We start from the raw sequence: 18,667 nt of genomic DNA, 5'->3' as shown, positions 1-18,667 counted from the left end.
TTGATTTCTTGCAAGGAAAAGGCATGCGCACTCTGTCAGCCCCCACAGAACAGAGGACACCATGAAGTGGAAGCACCTCAGACGGCGTGTGGCCGTCGGGATACCGGCGCTCGGCCTCGTCGCGATCGGGGTCCTGCCCCTCTCCGGCCAGGCCATGGCCGGCGTCGCCCCCGAGGGTGACGGGACCGCCGCCGCGGAGACCACCGCCCCCGGCGAAGCGGCCCCGGGCAGCAGCGCGGCCGCGGCCGGCGCGGAGCTGCCCTACGTCGAGTACGAGGCCGAGACCGGCACGTACGACGGCACCCTGCTGGAGGCCGACGCGAAGCGCACCTTCGGGCACACGAACTTCGCCTCCGAGTCCTCGGGCCGCAAGTCGGTGCGGCTGGAGAACACCGGGCAGTACGTCGAGTTCACCTCGACCTCCCCGGCCAACTCCATCGTCGTCCGCAACTCCATCCCCGACGCCCCGGGCGGCGGCGGCACGGAGGCGACCCTCAGCCTCTACGCCGACGGCGCGTTCGTGCAGAAGCTGGACCTGTCGTCCAAGCACAGTTGGCTGTACGGCAACACGGACGACCCCGAGGGCCTGACCAACACCCCGCAGACCGACGCCCGCCGGCTCTTCGACGAGTCCCACGCCCTGCTCGACGAGAGCTACCCGGCCGGCACCACCTTCCGCCTCCAGCGCGACGCCGGTGACGACGCCGCGTTCTACGTCATCGACCTGATCGACCTGGAGCAGGTCGCGCCGCCGAAGGAGAAGCCGGCCGCGTGCACGTCGATCACCGAGTACGGCGCCGTGCCCGACGACGGCAACGACGACACCGCGGCGCTCCAGGCGGCCGTCACCGCCGACCAGAACGGCGAGATCGAGTGCGTCTGGATCCCGCCGGGCCAGTGGCGGCAGGAACAGAAGATCCTCACCGACGACCCCGAGGGCGGCCAGTACAACCAGGTCGGCATCAGCAACGTCGAGATCCGCGGCTCCGGCATGTGGCACTCGCAGTTCTCCACGCTGACCCCGCCGCACGAGGCCGGGGGCATCAACCACCCGCACGAGGGCAACTTCGGCTTCGACATCGACAAGAACACCAAGATCTCCGACCTCGCCATCTTCGGCTCCGGCACCATCCGCGGCGGCGACGGCGGCCAGGAGGGCGGCGTGGGCCTCAACGGCCGGTTCGGCGTCGGCACGGAGATCTCGAACGTGTGGATCGAGCACGCCAACGTCGGGGTCTGGGTCGGCCGCGACTACTCCAACAAGCCGGAGCTGTGGGGCCCGGCCGACGGGCTGACGTTCAGCGGGATGCGGATACGCAACACGTACGCCGACGGCATCAACTTCACCAACGGCACCCGCAACTCCGAGGTCGTCAACTCGTCCTTCCGCACCACGGGCGACGACTCGCTCGCGGTCTGGGCCAGCAAGTACGTGAAGGACCAGGCCGTCGACATCGGCCACGACAACCACTTCCGCAACAACACCATCCAGTTGCCCTGGCGCGCGAACGGGGTCGCGATCTACGGCGGCTACGGCAACACCGTCGAGAACAACCTGATCTCCGACACCGCGAACTACCCGGGCATCATGCTCGCCACCGACCACGACCCGGTGCCGTTCACCGGCGAGACGGTGATCTCGGGCAACTCGCTCCACCGCTGCGGCGGCGCGTTCTGGGGCGAGGCGCAGGAGTTCGGCGCGATCACGCTCTTCCCCGCGGGCCAGCCGATCCCGGGCGTGACGATCAAGGACACGGACATCCACGACTCGACGTACGACGGGATCCAGTTCAAGACGGGCGGCGGCGAGATGCCGAACGTGAACATCTCCAACGTGTCGATCGAGAAGTCGAACAACGGCGCCGGCATCCTCGCGATGGGCGGCGCCCGCGGCAGCGCGAACCTCACGAACGTCACCATCACCGGCTCCGCGGAGGGCGACGTGGTCGTCGAGCCGGGGTCGCAGTTCGTGATCAACGGCTGGCCGGGGGCGGAGAACGGCACCCCGGCCCGGAGCGGACGGGACTGAGGACCGGGAGTTACGGGGGCGGGGCCGGCCGGGACGGGAAGTCCCGGCCGGCCCCGCTGTCTGCTCCCGTACGGTTACGGCAGTTGGTCGACGTGCGGCCCGACCGTGTCCGACCAGGCGTTGCCGTCGGCGGCGTCCCAGTTGGTGGACCAGGTCATCGCACCGCGCAGCTCCGGGTACGTCTTCTCCGGCTTGAAGGAGCCGCAGCCGGTGCCCCGCGTGAGGCAGTCGAGCGCGTCGGTCACCACGCCCGGCTCCACGTACCCGCCGCCCGCCGCCCGCGACGAGGCGGGGGTGCCGAGGCCGACCTGCGAGGGGGCGAGCCCGTTCTCCAACTGGATGCAGGCCAGGGCGGTGAGGAAGTCGACCGTGCCCTGCGAGTAGACCTTCCCGTCGCAGCCCAGCATGGAACCGCTGTTGTAGTACTGCATGTTGACGACGGTGAGGAAGTCCTTGATGTTCAGCGCCGTCTTGAAGTACTCGTTCTCCGGCGACTGCATGTCGATGGTCTGCGGCGCCATCGTCACCACCAGGCCGTCGCCGGCGCCCGCGTGGATCGCCTTCAGGGCCTGCGTCATGTACGTCGAGTCGAGCCCGTTCTCCAGGTCGATGTCGACGCCGTCGAACCCGTACTCCTCCATGAGCCCGAGGATGCTCGTGGCGAACGCCTCCGCGCTTGCCTCGTCGTTGACCGAGACCGCGCCGCGCTCGCCGCCGACGCTGATCACGACCGACTTGCCGCTCTCCTGCTTCGCGGCGACGTCCGCCTTGAAGGCGTCCTCGGTGTAGTCGAGCGCGGGATCGACGGTGAAGTCGACCTGGCCGGGCGTACCGGTCGCGTCGGCGAAGGCGACGGCGATGATGTCGTACGCCTCGGGGACGTCGGCGAGGGTCTGGACGGTGGCGCCGTTGTCGAAGTTCTGCCAGTAGCCGGTGACGGCGTGCGCGGGCACCGCGGCGGCGCCGTGGGTGACCGGCTCGGGGTCGGCGGCGGCCTCGGTGGCGACCGCGGCGGCGAGCGCGCCGGCGGTGAGCGACGCGGCGGCGAGGGCGCCGACGAGGCGTTTGCGTGTCTTCCGGAACTTGTGTGTACGTGCGCGTGCCACAACTGCCTCCGGGTGGGGGGTGGTTACGTGGGGGGAACGGCCGGGCGCGCGACCCACCCGGGAAGGGCGGGACCGGGCCGCGCACCCGGCCGGGATCGGTCGGACCGGGCCGGTCGGGCCCGGCCGGGTCAGCAGCTCAGGTTGTCGCCGGGGGTCGTGCCGAGGATCTGCACGAACTGCGTGTACTTGTCGATCCGGCTCTGCACCTGGCCGGGGTTGCCGCCGTTGCACTCCAGCGACCCGTTGATGGCCCGGATGGTCTCGCCGAACCCGTGCCCGCCGGTGATCGCGTCGTGCGCGGGCATCGACCCGGGCCCGGACTGCGTCATCCAGTACCAGATGCCGGTCTTCCACGCGACGGCGGCGTTCCGCTCCACCTGCCAGGGGTCGTTCAGCAGGTCGATGCCGAGGGCGTCGCCGGCGGCCTTGTAGTTGAAGTTCCAGCTGAGCTGGATGGGCCCGCGCCCGTAGTACGCGGCCTGCCCGGCGGGACAGCCGTAGGGCTGCGACGCGTCGCAGTAGTGCGGGTAGTTGTCCTGGTTCTGCTCGACGACGTGCACGAGCCCGCCGGTCTCATGGCTGACGTTCGCCAGGAAGGCGGCGGCCTCCCGCTTCTTGGTGGTCTCGTCACCGGTGTTGGCGAACGCGGGGTACGCGCTGAGCGCGTCGGTCAGCCCCTGGTACGTGTAGAAGGCGTTCCGCCCCGGGAACATCTGCTCGAACTGCGCCTCGCTGACAATGAACTCCGCGGCCACCGCCTTGTCCGCGCCTCCTTCGCCCGCCGTGCCGCCCTCGCCTGCCGACGCGGTCACGGGCACCACGACGGCGAGCGCGGCGGCCAGCGCCCCGATCGCGAGCATGGCCTTGACCTTCGTTCCGAGTTTCCTCAGCACCTCATCACTCTCCTGGTGGGGGGTCACCGGCGCGAACGCCGGCGTTGGAGCTTGACGGGGCGCAGTCAATCACCTTGGTCTGCACCAAGACAAGGTGTAGACCAATGACTTCTGATCAGGTCGACTTGTCGGCATTCGCCGCCGGCGGACCGCTCACGCCTCCGCGGGCGCCACCGTGATCGACCAGATCCCCCGCGGGGGATGCGGTAGTCCGCATCGGGCCGCGGATCGGTGAGGACGTACACCGCGACGCGCCCGCTGGGTGACGTGAACTGGCTGAATTCCCTGTCGGAATAGCTCTCCACCTCGGTGAGGGACAGGCCCGCCGCCGCCAGGGAATCGGTCAGCTCCCCGAGGGGCACGCTGCTGCGGAAATCGCCGTACGCGTCCCGCAGGCACGCCGGGACCGGCCCCCCGCCCGCCTCGGCGAGCCGGTGCACCTGGATCGTGAAGCCGGAACCGCTCCACTGCCGGTCCACCCGGGCGAAGAAGACCTCGACGAGGCCGTAGTCCCAGCGCATGAACTTCTTGCGCCTGTCCTCCAGGTGATCGCCGGGAAGCGCGCGTTCCCACACCTCGGGCGTGGAGTCCGCGGTCGCCCCCCGAGGGTCTCGTGCCGCACGACCCGGCTGTACAGGTCGAGGTCCGTCGCCGTCACATCTTCTCCAGCGCCTTGATCAGGAAGTGAATTTCGAGGGCCCGGTTCACCTTCGTACCGTACTCACCCGCATTCATGGACGCGCGCGCGGACGACGCCTTGGCGATGAGGTCCTCGCGCATTTTCGGATTGACCCGGATCTCCTCCAGGACCCGCTCCACGTCACGCGGAGACGCCACGTTTCCGTTCGACAGCCTGATCGGCTCGCCGCCGACCCCGCCGGCGCCGTCGGGGAACACCCGGACCTCCCGGCTCCCGATGTGGACGTGTGCGCCCTTGTTCCCCCAGTCGCTGCTGGCCACGGAGGCATGGATGTACGGGGCGAGCCCGTAGGGGTCGGTCCAGGTGTGTGGGTTGTGGACGTACGCGACCGGGTTCGGAGCGGGCGCGAGGCCGAGCGGGTCGGGGGTCGTGTACCGGGCGTTGGCGGGGTCGTAGTAGCGGAAGAGGTTGTAGTGCAGGCTGGTCTCGGGGTCGGCGTACTGGCCGGGGAAGCGCAGCGGGGTGTGCGCGGTGGAGCCGGACGGCCAGGAGAGGGTGCCCCAGAGCGTGGTGTGCGTGCGCCAGGCGATGTCGCCCTCGGGGGTGAGGAGTTCGCGGGGTGTGCCGACGAGGTCCGTGACGATGGCGAAGAAGCGGGCGTCGATCTCGTCCTGGGTGGTGGCGTCCGTGATGCGCTCGGTCTGGGTGATCGGGACGAGCCCCTGGTGGTTCCACGTGAGGGTGACCGGCTGCGGGAACGGGCCGCCGGTGCTGGTCTGCTCGATGAGGACGGGGCCGTCCCAGGTGAAGACGGTCTCCTCGGCGACGCCCCGGCCGTCGGCGGTGAACTTCTGCTTGGCGGTGCGGCGGCCGAGCGGGTCGTAGCGGTAGGCCCACCGGACGCCGTCGGGGGTGCGGGCGCCGGTGAGACGGTCTTCCGCGTCGTACGCGAAGTGCCAGGTCTCGGGGGACTTGGACAGCCGCTTGCGGGTGCGCGTGACCAGGCGTCCGGCGGCGTCGTGCCGGAAGCGGTAGGTGCCTGCGGCGGTGAGGGTGGTGGCGGTGTAGGTCCGTTCGCCGAGGGCCGCGTCGTGGCCGTTGCCCGTGGGCCACGTGCCGTGGGTGAGGTTGCCGAGGGAGTCGTAGGCGTAGGACTCCGCCCAACCGGGGGCGGTGACGCTCGTCACCCGGCCGACGGCGTCGAGTCCGAAGCGGTGGTCCCCGTTGAGGCGGTCGTCGAGCCCGGCCAGGTTGCCGTCCGGGGCGTAGGCGTAGGAGCGCTGCTGAGCGATACGGCGCTCGGGGCCCGCGGTGACCGACTGGCGGGCGAGGCGCCCGGCGGAGTCCCAGGCGGAGTTCACCGTCAGGGCGCCGAGGTGGCGCTCGGTCTCCCGGCCGGCGGCGTCGAAGACGAGGTCGGTGGTGTGGCCGTTGGTGGTCACCGATGTGCCGCGGCCGGCGGCGTCGTACGCGTAGTGGGTGGTCAGGCCGGTGGGAGTGGTCCGCCGCGTGCGCTGCCCGAGGAGGTCGTGCTCGTAGGTGGTGGTGCGGCCGTCCACGGTCTCGGCCACGATGCGCCCCATCGCGTCGCGCAGGTAGACCAGGCTGCTCTGCGGGTTGGCGGCGGAGCGCAGGCGGCCGGCGGAGTCGTAGGCGTAGACGGTGGTCAGCTCGCCCACCGTCTTGTGCGCGATGCGGCCCGCGGGATCGTAGCCGAAGGTGACGGTCTCGCCGGCGGCGTTCGTACGGGCGACGAGCTGTCCGGCCGCGTCGAAGGTGCTGGTGAGGGTGCGGCCGTCGAAGTCCTCCTCCGCCACCATCCGGCCCGCGGGGTCGAAACGGTAATGCCAGCTCTGCCCCTGGGGGTTGCGCACCTCCGTCAGCCGCAGTCCCGCGTCGTACGTGAACTCGTGCCGCGTGCCGTCCGGTTCGACGCGGGCGGAGAGCATGTCGAAGTGGGTGTACTCGAAACGGGTGGTTGCCCCGTCCGCGCCCACCTGGGTGAGGCAGTTCCCCTCCGGGTCGTACGTCCACGTCTCGGCCGGCCCGCCGGCGCGGGTACGGCGCACGAGGTGCCCCTCGACCGACCAGGTCAGCGACTCGTTCACCCCCGTGGGGTCGGTGACGTGACTCGTCCGTCCGAAGGCGTCGTAGCGGAAGCGCATCACCGCGCCGAGGGGGTCGGCGACTTCTTCGGGCATGCCGGCGGGGACGCAGCGGACGCGGGTGGTGTGGCCGAGGGCGTCGATCCGCCCGGTGAGCCGGCCGCCGTCGTCGCGCGTCAGACGGGTCGTGGCCCCGGAGGGGTCGGTCTGGGAGACGAGGTTGCCCCGGGCGTCGTACTCCCACCGCCATGCCGTTCCGTCCGGCATGAGCGTGGCGGTGTGGCAGGCTGACTCGTCGTACTCGTAGCGGACGACCGAGCCGTCCGGGTGGGTGATCGCGGTCGGCTGTCCGAGGGAGTTGTTCTCGTACCGGGTCGTGTGGCCCAGGGCGTTCGTCTCGGAGAGCAGGTTGTGGTGCCGGTCGTACTCGGTGCGCGACACGTGGCCGAGGGCGTCGATCTCGGCGACGACCTGACTGTTGTCGTTGACGACGAAGCGGGTGGTGGCGCCGTCGGCGGTGGTGAGGGCGGTGACCGTGCACGCGGGCCAGGCGGGGTCCTCTCCCCCGTAGGTGAGGGTGAGAGCCACGTGGCCCGCCTCGCCGCCCTCGGCGGTGCAGCGGTCGTGCTCGTCGTAGGTGTAGGAGTAGGAGCGGTCGTTGCGGTCGGTCCACGAGGTGACGCGCAGGCGGTCGTCGTAGGCGAAGGTCAGCGGCAGGCCCGAGGAGTTGCAGTCCTCGGTGAGGTTGCCGGCGGCGTCGTAGCCGAAGCGCTTGACCTCCACGTCCGAGCCGTCGCCGGCGGCGTTCGCGAGATGGAGGGCGGTGACCCGGTCGCCCTCGGCCGTCAGGCGGAGGTGGTAGCCGGATGAGTGGCGGATGTCGGTGGGGACGCCGTCGGCGTCGTAGGCGAAGGTGACCATGTGACCGTTGCGGTCCGATATCCGGTGCAGCAGAGCCACGTCGTCGGAGACGGGGGCGTGGAAGTGCCGGATGTGGCCGGTGAGCGGGTCGGTGATCGTGTAGCCACCGGTCTCCAGGCGGGCCAGGGTCCAGCGCGGACCCGACTCGGGCAGCACCTCGTCGGTGCCGTGGGGGTGGGGGTAGGCGAGCAGGCGTCCGTCTTCGGTGATGAAGACGATGCCGTCCTCGTCGATCTCCAGCCGCTGGTCGACGGTGGACGTCCAGGTGGGACCGAACCACAGGCCACACCGGTAGGACGAGCCCAGCCGGCGGCTGAAGGTGAGGGGGAGCAGGCCGGGGAGTTCGACATCGGTCTGCGCGAGGTACATCTCGCCGGTCGCCAGGTCGACGGGGTCGGTGAGCTTGTTGACGACGTTCCTGAGCCGGTTGCGTGCGCCCTGGGCGGCGTCGCCGAGCATGGTGCGGCCACGCTTGGCCAGGCCCAGGACGCCGGCCTTCATGGCCCTCAGGCCCGCCATGGCCTTCATGCCGCCCTTGGCCATCTTGGCCAGCCCGCCGAGGGTGGTGAGGCCCTTCATGCCGGGGATGCAGTCGAGGGCGGCGAAGGCGACGTCCCAGAGGGAGGCTTCGCCGTTCATGTACTTGTAGAGGGTGTCGGCCAGGACCACGAGGGCGGCGGCGAGGACGACCCAGGCGAGGGGTCCGCCGATGATGAGGACGACGATGCCGAGGACGGCGACGATGACCTTGCAGACGTTGACGATGGTGTCCCAGTTGTCCTTGACCCAGTCGACCGCCTTCTCCCACCACTTCCGGTTCTGAATACCGGCATCCGACGCCTCTTCGAGCTTGTCCTTCGCCTCGGAGGCGGCGTCCTCACGCATCTTCTTCGCGTCGGCGGCCATCTTCTTGGCGGCTTCGAGGCCGCCTTGGGCGTTGTCGACGGCCGTCTGGGCGGAGGCGCGGGCGGACTTGGCGTCGGTGGCGTTGCGGGTCGCGGCGCGTACCTCGGACTCGTCGGGCTTCTCCTTGCCCTCCTTCCCGTCGTACTCCTCCGTCTTCTTCGTCGCCCGATCCACCCACGAATTCGCCGAATCCAGCCGCCCGTTCGCGGCGGTCAGATCACTCTGCGCCTCACGGCCCTTCGCCAGCGCCTTGTCCGCCAGCGACTGCGCCCGCTCCAGCTTCGGCCAGTACGCCGCCAGGGCATCACCCGCCAAGTCGTACGACCGCTGAAGCTTCTTGAGATTCTTCGGGACTTCCTCGAACTCGTCCTGGAACGCCTTCGCCGTCTTCCCCGCCCACCGCAGCAGCGCGTCCTCACCGGCCATCCCCTTGATCTGCCGCAACGCATCCGCCACGTCATCGGCGAAATCATGCAGCTCACGCGCCAACTGCTTCACCCGCTCCGGATCACCCGGCGTCGGGTCGTCATCGAGATCGAGTACGTGCCAGTCCGTCGGACGATTCCCCACGCCGGCTCCCCCCTTGCCACTCGGTCACCGTAGTCATTGACGATCACACGGGTTGGGGCGGTTCCTTCGCTGCGCGTCGGCGGCTGTGGTACGGCCGTTCCGCGTTCAGCCGGGCCCGCGGGGCTCGAGTGCGGTGCGAACCCGTCGGAGACCTTCCGTCCGCCAGTGGGCCCGGTCGGGCATCTGGTCTTCTTGGCGCCAGCGCCAGGCGGAGAAGATCGCCCAGCCCAGGGCTCGGCATCGGTGGATCAGGGCGGGATCGGCTCCCGCGTAGTGCATTCCCACGTCTTCCGGCGCGTGGGCGAGGTCGAACTCGACCGGTCCGCGGCAGCACGTGGCGAGGTCCACGAAAAGCGGGCCCCTCCTGGTGTTGAGGAGGTTGCCCGGGTGCGGTTCGCCGTGCAGGAGCTGGTCTCCGGAACTCCCGGCGCTGATCGCGGCGCTCAGTCCGCTGAGTGTGCCGCTGAGGAATTCCCGGTCGGCGTCGGGCAGTTCGGGGGAACGCTCCGTGTCGTTCACCTCTCGCAGCGCCCCGGCGACCCGGTCGGTGAAGTGCGGTGCGTCCAGGTCGATCCGGCGCAGGGCGGCATGGTGCCGTACGAGCGCGTCCGCGTAATCGGCCGGTGAGATCTCCGCACCCACGGGTTCGTAGTAGCGCCAGAGCGAGACCGCGAAAGCGCCGTGCACGTAGACGCGCGGCTCGGCCCGAGGCTCCAGCTCGGCCAGCGGCGCGTCGACGTCGGCGAGACGGCGGGCAACCTCTACTTCGAAGCGGGAATCAGCCAGGTGCTCCGAAGGCGCCACCCGAACCAGCACATCGCACGGGAGCAGGCGCAGTACGACACGGTCCGAGTTGTGGATGGTGACCGCGTCGTCGGCCCGAAGGCCCAGTTCCGCAGCGGTCGCCTGGGCCGCGTCGACCGCGCGCCCGAGCTCCCACGGCTCCACACCGCCCTCCCCTCATGTCCACGCTCCCCGCACACCCCAGGCCGAGAGTAGTCGAGCACGGCGGCTCCGGTGGCGCCGGCCGCAGGCCGGGAGCGAGGCCGGCACCCGGCACGGCATCGAGCCAAACCCCTCGATCAAGTGGTCCGGAGGCGATGCCACACCTGGTGGCACCTCCGTCGTGCGCCCCGGGCGCGCAAGGGAACCAAGTGACTCCGCTTCCATGTGTCACGCGTGATATTCGAGTGAATACCTTCAGGGGAGAGTGTCGCCGGCGCCGGTGAGACGTTCACCGGTCTCCCCTGCCGAAAGAGGAAATCGAAGCCGACTTCGAATCTGTCGTAATGACGGTGCACTTACTTCTTCTCTTGAGGAGAGCCGGATGGCCCAACGTCCCGCGCGCACGGAAGAATCGGACGATAAATTCTTCGATTCGCTCACAGGGATTCTCGCCGAGGCGTACGGCAGCCATCTGCATTTCGGGTACTGGGACGCCTCCGGGGACGGGTCACTCGCCGCGGCCACCTCGTGTATGACGGATCAGGTGATCAAGCGCACCCGGGTGCGCGCCGGGCAGCGGGTGCTCGATATCGGCTGCGGTACCGGTGCGCCCGCGCTGCGCCTCGCCCACGTCTGCGGCGTGGAGGTGGTCGGCGTCTCCGTCAGCGCGCGCGAAGTCGACCGCGCCAACGAGCGCAGCCGACGTGAGGGGCTGGCGCACCGAGTGCGCTTCGAGAGCGCGGACGCCATGGCGCTGCCGTATGCCGACGGATCCTTCGACGCGGTGTGGGCGATCGAGTCGATGAGCCACATGCCGGACCGCGGAAGGGTGTTCTGCGAGATCGGCCGTGTGCTTGCTCCCGACGGCCGGCTGGTGATCGCGGACGGATACCACCGCGGCGCCGACCCAGAGGCAAGCAGCGCCCTGATGGACACCATGTGTACGGCGTTTCGTATGCACTCCCCTCCGACTCTGACGGGATACGAAGATCTCCTCACCGCGGCCGGCCTCCGAACTCTCGAAACTCTCGACCTCTCCGACCACGCCTGGCGCTCGATCGGCTACCTGACCGAGACCCTGCGCGCGCGATCGCCGGAGTTCGCCCACGTGCTGGGGGAGGCGGCCTTCACGCACCTCATGGAGTGCCTGAAAGAAGCCGATGCCGCCGAGATCTTCGGGTACGTGCTGCTCACCGCGGAACGCAAGGGGCTTTGACAGCAGCCCATGGCGGAGAGGCATGCCATCGCCGGGCCGGACCCGCCGGGCCCGGCTGGGGACCCGGGTAATGTCGACAGAAAGCGGAAGGTGAACATGCGAATGGATGCCAGGAGTTCACGGATTCCTGACGCCCGGCTGCGTCCCGAGACCACATTCACCGAGTACACGATCCCCACGCTGAAGCGGCTCCTGGCCGCTACGGGGCTCGACGCCGAGTCGGGAGCGGCGACGGTGCGTAACATGCTCGCGTCCTGGGGCGATCAGCCCATCGGAACGGAACCGATCTGGGGATCTTTCATCACCACCGACACGTCACCGGTGGAATTCTCCGCCGCGTTCGGTCGCACCGGCACCGAAGTGCGGGTCTGCGTCGAAGCGCAGCCTTCTCGCGCCACCACGGCCGACGCGCAAGACACCGCATCCCGCCTCACCCGCCGCCTCGTCGACCACGCCGGCATCTCCACCCGCAAACTCGACGTGATCCGGGACCTGTTCCTCCCCGAGCAGGACGCCCACGGGTGGGCCATGGCCCACGCCGTGGGCCTTTCCGAAAAGTCGGCGCCGGCATTCAAGGTCTACCTCAATGCAAACGCTTCGCCCGCGATGACACCGGATGACCGCGTACGGGCCGCACTTGAGAGGCTGGGGTTCGGCCGGGTGTGGGAGCCCCTTCGCGCCTTCGCCGACCGCGGCAGCGACCTCGACCCCGTCGTGTACATCAGTCTGGATCTCTCGGACGCACCCGACGCGCGGGTCAAGGTCTACTTCCTGCATCGCCACATCACCCCTGCCCTGTGGGACAGCAAGCTGGCAGCCTTCCCGGAGCACCGCGCGGGCTCGGTGGAAGAGTTCGCCACCGAACTCACCCGGTACACCGGGGCGCAACCGGTGATCACCAACTTCACCTTCACGGCGCGGGGCGGGCAGCGACCTGAATCGGCCACGGCGTACGTTCCGCTCTGGCACTACGTCCCCAACGACCAGGTCGCCTGCGACCGCGTCAGGCGTGCGCTCGCGACCCATGAAATCCCCGACCAGGACTACCAGGCGCTGCTCGCGCAAGTGGCTCGAAAGCCGCTCGACGAGAGCTGGGGAATTCACAGTTTCGCCTCCATGCGCACCGGCCGCAGTGGATCACCGATCACGGTCTACCTCTCGCCCATGTTCTACGGCAAGAGTCTGATCACCCGGCGGGAGATCACCGAGCTGTTCCCCGACCTCGATGAGACCTGACGGCTGCACCACACCCGAAGTTTGGGCTCATCCGATCGTCAATCGCAAGCGAAACGGCCGATACCTCATCTGGGAGAACGCGTGCGAACTCGTGAACTCGTAGCTGCCGGGGTGCGCACGGGAGCACTCGTCGAAGCCTATACATGCTGCGGAAAATTCCTGTCCAGGAACAACTCGGCAGCGTATCCGGCGGCGCGGGCACTGCTGTACCCGGCGATCCGGCCGTACTACGACGCCATTCTCGCCTTCTGCGGGTACGCCGACGAACTCCTGGACGACGAGGCGACACCGATCAGCGAGCGGGAGGCCGCGTTCGATGCCTGGACGGCGGCGTTCTTCGACGGCTCCTACGAGCCGGACACGGACGGTGCGCACTCTCTCGACGGGCGGCAGGGACGACTGATCTCCCGAGCGTTCCGGCACGTCATCGACACCTACGGCATCGAACTCGAGAGCGTGCGCGAGTTCCTCCACACGATGCGCGGTGACCTCCATGTCACGTCCTACGCCACCTACGCCGACCTGAACGGGTACATGAGCGGAATCAGCGGCGTGCACGCAGGATGGATGAACGCACTCTTGGAGACACGTCACGACGACGCCCAGCGCATCGCGTCCTCGCTCGGATACGGCGTGTACCTCCTGGACTTCCTCGCCGATCTCCGCGAAGACCTCGAACTGGGGCGCGTCTATCTCCCGACGGAAGACCTCGAGCGGTTCGGACTGGATCGCGCCGGGTTTGAACAGATCGTCTCACGTGGCGTCATGACACCGTCCTTGCGCGAACTCGTCCAATTCGAAACGGTCCGAGTGGGGCAGTACTTCGAGACAGCCGATGCGTGGTGGCGTCACGTCCACCCCTCGTCGCGCGAGTTGCCCCGTCAGTACCTGGCCCTCGGACGCCTCAGCCTCCAGCAGCTCATCCGCTCTGATTACGACGTCTTTCGGAACCGTCCGCGAGGCTGGCTTCTCGGCACGGCCCGCGCCCGCGCCGGTACCGGGGTTTCCTATCTCAGGGCACGCAGGGACCACCGCAGGCACGCCCGTGGCTCAGCCGCTGTCCCCACGTAACAGCCCACGTTCACGAGGCCGTTCCCCCACACCCGTACGGTGAGCCGCCGCTGCCCGGGGCGCGCCCCGGGCAGCAGCAGACCTCATCTCCCTACGGCCTCACGGGTCAGAGGACCACCGGGAACCCGTCGAACCTCCCGCCCTCGCACTTGTAGCCGATCGGCGGGGTGGTGCCGTCGTGGACGACCTTGCCGCCGCCGTCCACGCACAGTCCGGCGGGGATGGGAGGCTCCTGGGCCGCGGCGGCGGTGCTCGCGCCGAGCAGGGCACCGAGAGCCAGTGCCGCGGTGGCCAGGGACAGAGTGAGACGACGCATGGCGTCCTCCAAGAGTCACAGGGGAGACACGGCTCCCCGGAGTGATGTGATCACTCTCCCTGTCCCCGCTGATCGCGCAGGCATGGCGGATCCCCGTCAACCCCACTCGATCCACCGAGCGCACCCGCGGCTCGACTGCACCGAATGCCCCATCCACGCCCCCGGCGTACAACCGTGAGCGGTGCCCCGAGGGCTCAACGTGCTGTCGTTTTCGTCCAAGACCGCCGCCGCGGCCGCGATCTAGCCTGGCCCGGTACTCGCCTGATCACGAGGAGACAGCACCATGCGCGACCTGGTCTACACAGCCTTCATATCCCTCGACGGCGTCGTGGACTCGCCCGGGGGCGGGCCGGGAGAGGAGCACCGCAGCGGCGGATGGGTGGTGAAGGACCTCGAGTTCGTCCCGGAAGCCTGGTCGCTGAAGGGCGAGGAACTCGCCGACACGACGGCGCTGATGTTCGGCCGCCGCAGCTACGAGGCGTTCGCGCCGGTCTGGCCCGGCTCGGAGGACCACGCCGCCTACAAGGAGCTGCCCAAGTACGTGGTGTCGACCACGCTCTCCGACGACGACCTCGTCGACGGGTGGGGGCCGACGACCATCCTGCGCTCGACCGAGGACGTCGCCGCGCTCAAGGAGGGCGAGGGCGGCGCGATCTTCATCCACGGGAGCGCGGAGCTGGCCCGGCGGATGTCGGACGCGGGCCTGATCGACCAGTACAACCTGCTCGTCTTCCCCGTGCTGCTCGGTGCCGGGAAGAGCCTGTTCGGCCGGGCCGACCGCGACAAGCAGATGCTGACGCTGCGGGAGTCGGAGACCTACTCGAACGGGATCATGAAGCTGATCTACGACGTCAGGCGCTGATCCGGATGGAGGGCGATCGCGCCGCCGGCGCCCTCGCGCAACTGCCGCGCCGTGCGTCCGACGTAGGAGCGCAGCGCCCGGGCCAGGTGCGGCTCGTCGAAGTAGTCGAGCTTGGCGACGACGGAAGCGGCCGGCGCGCCGAGGGCCAGCAGTTCCGCCGCGGTACGGGCCCGCGCGATCTGCCGGACGGCCCCCCGTGTCAGCCCGGTCGCGGCGCGGAACCGGCGTTCGACCGTACGCTCCGAGACGGCCGGGCGGTGCCCCCGCAGCACCTCCGCGACGAGCGGGTCACGGACCACGATCCCGGCCCGGACGAGCCGCCCGACCAGAGCCTCGGCGTCGTCGGCGCGGGGCGTCTCCCACCGTGCGCCGTCCAGACGGAACGTCCGGCGGGTGGTGTCGGGCAGCTCGACGCCGCCGTCGACCAGCGCGGGCGTGGGCAGGGCCCGCAACGAGGTGCCCAGGGCGAACTCGATGCCGGTGAATTCCGCGCCCTCCGGCACCGGAGCCGTCCCAGTCCGGGTCTCGGGACCGGTGACGCCCGCGTACGCCCGGCCGTCCTGCCTCCAGAAGACCAGGCCCCAGTGCACCCCGGCGACGGACGTCATCGCCGTGACCTGCTCGCTCGTGCAACTCCACACGGTGTCGACCCAGGGCGAATCCGACCGGCGGGTCTCGAAGCGCAGCTCCACGGGCGAAGGATAAGGCGCGCCGCGGCCGACGCACCCCGCCGGACGGATCGCGAATCCCCGCAGGATCTTCCTGGCCTCAGGAAACCGGCAGGCCGGAGGGGGAGAGGCGGACGAGTCGGCCTGTACGCCGGGGCCAGTTGTGCCTCTCGCGTTCTTGCGCCTGACCTGGCGTTTCTCATGCTTCACTACGGTCCATTACACATAGCGGACTGCCCGTGAAAACATTTGCCGTCGATCAGGAAGAACGCCCTGGGGCACGGCGCCCTGCTGTCGAACACAGAGGCGCCAGGCGTGTGCAGGGTCTTTGAGGAGTGATCTCATCTCCGGGTTCGTCAGGACCTTCAGAGGCCGGCCATGACGCGGGGCAAGTGCGGGTGCGGATCTTCGAGGGCGTCCTCGTGGAAGGTGTGGTCGCGAACGTGGTGGAGTTCCGCTTCAGGGTGTAGCCGGTGATGTAGCGCCACGTCGCTGATTTGACAAACATGCAGGTCAGCGAGGGGCCGGCTCTTCGAGGTCGGTGGGCCCTTAGCCTTTTCCCGTGCAGGGATGGCTGACCCCTCGTCATCTGTCGTCATCCCCGGTCATCCGTACCGTGCTGGGATACCTGCCGCTCGATGCCTGCGGGCGGCATCGAGCGTGGTGCTTTTCGGGGGGTATGGGTGAAACGACGTCCAGCATCGGGGAAGGCTCGGCGATGCGGGTGAGCCTGTCGTGCCCGGAGGGACCGCAGCGGCGATTCGGGCGCGAGTCGGCAAGTGGGAGTTCTCCGCGTTCATCGCCGAGGCTGTCGAGCGTGAGCTGCGTGGGCAGGTCCTTGACGAGTACTTGGCGGGACTATGAGAGCCGCAGGGGAGCCGATCTTCGAGCCGGCACGGCAGCGGGCGCGGGAGGTCTTCGCAACAACGAGACTCACTGCGTCTGGCGTAGCCACACCAGTAGGCTGCGGTCACGGACCGGGGCTGGCGGTTACTGTCCATCGGGCGGAAAGGAGGAGGCCATGGCGCTGGTCAAGAAGGGCTCACGCCGCATCACCGTCGACGGCGTCCCCTATCGATGGAGGGTTCGAGCGCGACCGACTTATGGTCAGGGGCTGGTGTGGAGTCCGTTGATCTACGCCGTTGAGCAGGCCGGGACACGAGGCACCATCCTCGTGGTGACCACCAACCAACCGCATCCGAGCAACTGGTTCGAGATCCCCGGCAGGCCGGTGCTGCCCGCGGAGGTGGCCGCCACGATCCGCATGGCTCGCGCCGCTGGCTGGACGCCGGACGAGCCCGGAAGCCCTTTCCTGCTCGACCGTTCCCAGGGCTTCGTGCCTGCTGGATAACCGGCGCAGTCGTCGTACCGACGGCGTTCGACATCTCCCTGGCGCCGTTGTAGATTTTCGCGGCCCAGTCGCCGGCGTGTCGCCTGTTGTCGGCGTAGGCGGCGATGCCCACATCGAGCGTCCTCCTGATCGTCGCCCGGATGCTCTTGACCGGCTGGACTTGGGCGAGCTGCTCGATCACGCTCTTGCTGAGCCGGGAGTGAAGACGTTCGATCAGGACGCTGCCGGGCACTCGCCGCTATAGCCGTGGCGCTTGCACCAGGCTTCCAGCCACCCGGCGGTACGAATAGGCCCAGGTAGTGCGGGTGCGTGGCGTGCACTCCCCGGTGTCGCGGATTGGAGAACGGTGTACGGATACGGCGACCTCGTACTGCGCCCGGCTCGCAGAAACCACTCCCGGACGCAGCTCATCTTCCTGTGTGTGTGGCTGTTCATTTTGGGTGGCGGCACCGCTGGCGTCGGGTTCGCCATGGGTGGTCCTGCGGTCGCACTGATCGCTCTTGCGGTGCCTGCCGTTGCGGCGCTCCTTGGCTGGGGATCCTTGAGGTCCAACCGGATCGTCGTGACTCCGCACGAGATTGCCGTACTCGGCTTGTTCGTCCGACGGCGCGGGCAGCGCGTTCGTGCTGCGTCAGTCGTTCGGGCCGACGTTATCCAGCAGCGTGGGGGACTGATCTTTGACACGGTGTTCGTACTCGATGCCGCCGGTGCGGTCGTGATCCGCATCAACGCAAACAACTACGAACCTGCGGACATTGATCTTCTCGTCCGGTCTCTGGGCCTGCCGTGGAACGGCCCCGACGCACCTGTGACCGCGCCCCAACTCTCCTCGGTCTACCCCGGCATGGTGCCCTGGTACGAGGCACATCCGGTCCAGTTCGCCATGGCGGGTACGGGCGCCGCCGTGCTATTCGCCGTCGTTCTGACGATCCTGTTGCAGCTTTCTCTCTGATGCATCGGCGCCCTCGTCGGGATCGGCACGTACAGTCGGGCCCGTGAAAACTCCAGAGCCCACTGATCCGCAGGACCTGAGCTGGCTGGCCCGGCACTGCTACCGCGGCGAGGGCGCTACGGATGAGGACAGGGACCGTTGCGGAAGACTTCGGTTCCGTGCCAGTGCGGCCTTGCACAAGCACGCACCCTCTGGCTGATGGTCGGGAAGGTGTGCGGGTGAGCCGGGGTGAGACTCGAGAGCAAAGCGTCAAGCCGTTCCGCAGGAACCCGTGGCCACAGTTCCCCGGACGTTCCAGAACGGCGGCCGAAGGCACAGTGGTTCGGCTGACCGAGGAGATCTTCAGCGCCCTCGACGAGCAGACCGTCACCGTCCCCGGCACCGACGTGGCCGCACTGATCGTTCCTAGCCTTGCCTGGTCAGTGAGCCTCTTCGGCGTTGCAGCTCCGAGGTGAGAAGGGTCTTGGCGGTTGAGGTCATGCGGGCGGGGCTGCATCGGGAGCGGCGGAAGATCCGCCATGATTTCAGGCGGGCAACGCCGTGTTCGACGGGTGCCCGTGCCGCGGCCGGGACCGGTTGCGGGTTCTCCGGGTGGGGGTGAGTTCCTGCAGGGGCCTGTGTTTGATGCCCGTGGTCCGATCGGCCACGATGGGAACGCCCTGGCGCTTGCAGATTCGGATGATCCGGTGGGTGTGGGCGGCGGTCAGGTCGTGGGTGCGGCCCGGCAGTGATCGATGACCAACGAGGCCCCCGAGCAAGATGATTGAGACGTCAGACATCTCGATCAACAGCCCGGGGCGCCTCGCTCGTCGCCGCCCGCGAACCGTCACCTGATCGGTGACCACCTCGAAGAAGCTCACTGAGCACTGTGCACAACCAG

14 protein-coding genes and 2 pseudogenes are annotated in these 18,667 nt (G+C 68.9%); 8 read left to right on the top strand and 8 right to left on the bottom strand.

Features of this window, described 5'->3' with window-relative positions; genetic code table 11:
- Positions 1–61: 61 nt before the first annotated feature.
- On the top strand, positions 62–2,029 hold the full coding sequence (locus tag DMB38_RS07860) for a right-handed parallel beta-helix repeat-containing protein (protein WP_125934550.1): 1,968 nt from the start codon (positions 62–64) through the stop codon (positions 2,027–2,029).
- A gap of 74 nt (positions 2,030–2,103) precedes the next feature.
- On the opposite strand, the gene DMB38_RS07855 is transcribed toward DMB38_RS07860, so the two are convergent.
- The 5 genes from DMB38_RS07855 to DMB38_RS07835 all read right to left on the bottom strand — a co-directional run bounded on the left by DMB38_RS07855 (position 2,104) and on the right by DMB38_RS07835 (position 10,118).
- Positions 2,104–3,135 carry a chitinase gene (locus tag DMB38_RS07855; protein ID WP_125934549.1) on the bottom strand — a complete coding sequence of 344 codons (1,032 nt, stop codon included), beginning with the start codon at positions 3,133–3,135 and terminating at the stop codon, positions 2,104–2,106.
- A gap of 128 nt (positions 3,136–3,263) precedes the next feature.
- Positions 3,264–3,995 (bottom strand): chitinase, encoded by a 732-nt coding sequence (locus DMB38_RS07850; RefSeq protein WP_206337803.1) that lies wholly within the window; start codon positions 3,993–3,995, stop codon positions 3,264–3,266.
- A 98-nt stretch (positions 3,996–4,093) separates the two neighbouring features.
- A complete protein-coding gene (locus DMB38_RS07845) occupies positions 4,094–4,603 on the bottom strand; it encodes a hypothetical protein (protein WP_125934547.1) in 510 nt (169 codons plus the stop codon).
- 79 nt (positions 4,604–4,682) lie between these two features.
- Positions 4,683–9,170, bottom strand: coding sequence for a DUF6531 domain-containing protein (locus DMB38_RS07840; protein WP_125934546.1), 4,488 nt, complete (start codon positions 9,168–9,170; stop codon positions 4,683–4,685).
- 105 nt (positions 9,171–9,275) lie between these two features.
- Positions 9,276–10,118, bottom strand: coding sequence for a phosphotransferase (locus tag DMB38_RS07835; protein WP_125934545.1), 843 nt, complete (start codon positions 10,116–10,118; stop codon positions 9,276–9,278).
- 379 nt (positions 10,119–10,497) lie between these two features.
- On the opposite strand from DMB38_RS07835, the gene DMB38_RS07830 reads away from it, so the two are divergent.
- From DMB38_RS07830 to DMB38_RS07820, 3 genes are all read left to right on the top strand, one after another.
- Entirely contained in the window at positions 10,498–11,331 is an 834-nt protein-coding gene (locus DMB38_RS07830; RefSeq protein ID WP_125934544.1) for a methyltransferase domain-containing protein, read from the top strand.
- Between the two features lie 102 nt (positions 11,332–11,433).
- The gene (locus tag DMB38_RS07825; RefSeq protein ID WP_164715938.1) at positions 11,434–12,567 is read left to right on the top strand and encodes a tryptophan dimethylallyltransferase family protein; all 1,134 of its coding nucleotides are present in this window, start codon (positions 11,434–11,436) and stop codon (positions 12,565–12,567) included.
- An 81-nt stretch (positions 12,568–12,648) separates the two neighbouring features.
- Positions 12,649–13,638 (top strand): squalene/phytoene synthase family protein, encoded by a 990-nt coding sequence (locus DMB38_RS07820; protein ID WP_164715937.1) that lies wholly within the window; start codon positions 12,649–12,651, stop codon positions 13,636–13,638.
- Positions 13,639–13,744: 106 nt separating this feature from the next.
- Here the strand turns inward: DMB38_RS07820 and DMB38_RS07815 are convergent, their stop codons facing one another.
- The gene (locus tag DMB38_RS07815; RefSeq protein ID WP_206337659.1) at positions 13,745–13,954 is read right to left on the bottom strand and encodes a hypothetical protein; all 210 of its coding nucleotides are present in this window, start codon (positions 13,952–13,954) and stop codon (positions 13,745–13,747) included.
- Between the two features lie 283 nt (positions 13,955–14,237).
- On the opposite strand from DMB38_RS07815, the gene DMB38_RS07810 reads away from it, so the two are divergent.
- Positions 14,238–14,816, top strand: coding sequence for a dihydrofolate reductase family protein (locus tag DMB38_RS07810; RefSeq protein ID WP_125934540.1), 579 nt, complete (start codon positions 14,238–14,240; stop codon positions 14,814–14,816).
- Here DMB38_RS07810 and DMB38_RS07805 read toward each other — a convergent pair.
- Entirely contained in the window at positions 14,798–15,508 is a 711-nt protein-coding gene (locus tag DMB38_RS07805) for a helix-turn-helix domain-containing protein (protein WP_125934539.1), read from the bottom strand. The genes DMB38_RS07810 and DMB38_RS07805 overlap by 19 nt on opposite strands.
- A 655-nt stretch (positions 15,509–16,163) precedes the next feature.
- On the opposite strand from DMB38_RS07805, the pseudogene DMB38_RS36675 reads away from it, so the two are divergent.
- From DMB38_RS36675 to DMB38_RS07790, 3 genes and pseudogenes are all read left to right on the top strand, one after another.
- A pseudogene (locus DMB38_RS36675) lies at positions 16,164–16,404 on the top strand (hypothetical protein); the annotation flags it as partial.
- 101 nt (positions 16,405–16,505) lie between these two features.
- Entirely contained in the window at positions 16,506–16,835 is a 330-nt protein-coding gene (locus DMB38_RS07795) for a hypothetical protein (protein ID WP_125934538.1), read from the top strand.
- 421 nt (positions 16,836–17,256) lie between these two features.
- A complete protein-coding gene (locus tag DMB38_RS07790; RefSeq protein WP_125934537.1) occupies positions 17,257–17,787 on the top strand; it encodes a hypothetical protein in 531 nt (176 codons plus the stop codon).
- A gap of 405 nt (positions 17,788–18,192) precedes the next feature.
- On the opposite strand, the pseudogene DMB38_RS07780 reads toward DMB38_RS07790, so the two are convergent.
- Positions 18,193–18,518: pseudogene (locus DMB38_RS07780) on the bottom strand (transposase family protein); the annotation flags it as partial.
- Positions 18,519–18,667: the final 149 nt, after the last annotated feature.

The sequence above is a fragment of the Streptomyces sp. WAC 06738 genome (assembly GCF_003945505.1).
Classification (GTDB): domain Bacteria; phylum Actinomycetota; class Actinomycetes; order Streptomycetales; family Streptomycetaceae; genus Streptomyces.
This window is presented reverse-complemented; position numbering and strand designations above follow the sequence as displayed.